This is a genomic window from Pseudomonas sp. TJI-51 (genome assembly GCF_000190455.2).
Taxonomy (GTDB): domain Bacteria; phylum Pseudomonadota; class Gammaproteobacteria; order Pseudomonadales; family Pseudomonadaceae; genus Aquipseudomonas; species Aquipseudomonas juntendi.
Window position 1 is genome coordinate 605 of record NZ_AEWE02000107.1, and the last position, 723, is coordinate 1,327.

Here is a 723-nt window from a genome sequence, read left to right on the forward strand (position 1 = left end):
ACTGGTGGTTCTGGGTACTGGTCATTCCGATCGAGGCGCTGGCCGCCGGGCATGTGCTGAACGCCTGGTTCCCCCAGGTGGACAGCTGGATCTTCGCCTTGGCCTCGGTGCTGTTGCTGGCCGGCACCAACTTGTTCAGCGTGGCCAAGTACGGCGAGTTCGAGTTCTGGTTCGCCATCCTCAAGGTCACGGCCATTCTCGGTTTCATCGGCCTGGGCTTTGCCGCGCTGATGGGCTGGCTGCCCAACCGCGAAGTCAGCGGCCTGAGCGGGCTGATGGCTGACTACGGCGGTTTTGCGCCCAATGGCTGGTCGGCTGTGGTCGGGGCGTTCATTACCGTGATGTTCAGCTTCATCGGCACCGAAGCCGTGACCATTGCGGCTTCCGAGTCCAGCGACCCGTCGCGCAACATCGCCAAGGCTACCCGCTCGGTGATCTGGCGCATCAGTACCTTCTATATCCTCTCGATCTTCGTGATCATCTCGGTGGTGCCGTGGAACGATCCGCAGCTGGCGGTGGTGGGCTCGTATCAACGTGCGCTGGAGATCATGAACATCCCCAACGCGGCATTGATGGTCGACCTGGTGGTGCTGGTGGCGGTAACCAGTTGCATGAATTCGTCGATCTACATCGCATCGCGGATGATGTACTCGCTGGCCAAGCGCGGTGACGCCCCGGCCTTCCTCAACAAGACCTCCAAGGTTGGCGTGCCGCGTGCGGCGG

Annotated in this window: 1 protein-coding gene; it reads left to right on the forward strand. The window is 62.0% G+C overall.

Annotated features, from left to right (window positions below; genetic code table 11):
* A partial coding sequence (locus G1E_RS29750) for an amino acid permease (protein ID WP_047150082.1) occupies positions 1 to 723 on the forward strand: 723 nt, incomplete at both ends.